General features: G+C 65.2%; 2 protein-coding genes. Both read right to left on the bottom strand.

The features are described 5' to 3' along the window. Window positions 1–580: amino acid ABC transporter permease (locus tag Q3A80_RS31845; RefSeq protein WP_446332741.1), on the bottom strand; the 580-nt coding region annotated here is incomplete at its 3' end. 10 nt (window positions 581–590) lie between these two features. Then, window positions 591–1,132: amino acid ABC transporter ATP-binding protein (locus Q3A80_RS31840; protein ID WP_446332740.1), on the bottom strand; the 542-nt coding region annotated here is incomplete at its 5' end.

Genomic DNA, 1,132 nt, shown 5'->3' with positions numbered 1-1,132 from the left:
ACGAGTAGGTTTCGAGCGGCCGGTACGCCTCGGTCGCGATGCTCTTCGCGACGTACATCAGGTCGCCCACCGCGACGATTGCCACCAGCGCGCTTTGCTGCAGGCTGCCGATGCCGTTCGTCAGCAGAACGGGCATCGCGCCGCGCAGCGCCTGCGGCAACACGACGAACAGCGTGCGCTGCCACGGTCGCAGACCGAGCGCCACCGCTGCGTCGAGATGCTCCTTCGGCACCGCCTGCACGCCGGCCCGATAGGCTTCCGCGTTGAACGCGGTCAGGTTCAGGCCGAGCGCGAGCACGCCCATCGTGACCGGGTCGATGAACACGTCGACCATCATCGGGATGCAGTAGAAGAACCAGATGATCTGCAGCAGCGCGGGCGTGCAGCGGAAGAATTCGATGAAGAGCTGTGCGGGCCAGCGCACGAGCGTCCAGCGGCTCATTGCGAGCAGGCACAGCACGAAACCGAGCACGAGGCCCATCGCGTTCGCGGCGACGGCCAGCACGACGGTGATCTTCAGCCCGTCGAGCAGTGCGCCGACGCTGCCGGCGAGGAAACTGAAATCGAAGTGGTAGTTCATGGCTCCGGCCTCAGTCGAGATGCAGGACTTTCTCGAGGAATTCGCGCGTGCGCGCTTCCTTCGGACACTTGAAGATCTGGTCCGGCGCACCTTGCTCGACGATCTTGCCGTTCGCGCAGAACACGACGCGCGTCGCGATGTCACGCGCGAAGTGCATGTCGTGCGTGACGATGATCATCGCCATCTTCTGCTCCGCGAGCTGCAGCATCACGTTCTGCACTTCGACGACCATCTCCGGGTCGAGTGCAGACGTCACTTCGTCGAACAGCATCAGCTTCGGTTCGAGCATCAGCGCGCGTGCGATCGCGACGCGCTGTTTCTGGCCGCCGGACAGCTGGCTCGGATATGCATGCAGCTTGCTCTCGAGGCCGAGGCGCGCGAGATACGTGCGGGCGCGCTCGGTCGCGTCCCCCTTCGACAGGCCGCCGACGCGCACCGGCGCGAGGATCAGGTTGCCGAGCACCGACAGGTGCGGAAACAGCGTGTAATGCTGGAACACCATCCCGACCTGCTTCTGCAGCTTCGCGTCGATGCGCCAGCCGCCGCGCGCGT

The organism is Burkholderia sp. SR8, from assembly GCF_052851275.1.
The sequence above is the reverse complement of the archived record's forward strand: the minus strand, read 5'-3'. Positions and strand labels throughout refer to the sequence as shown.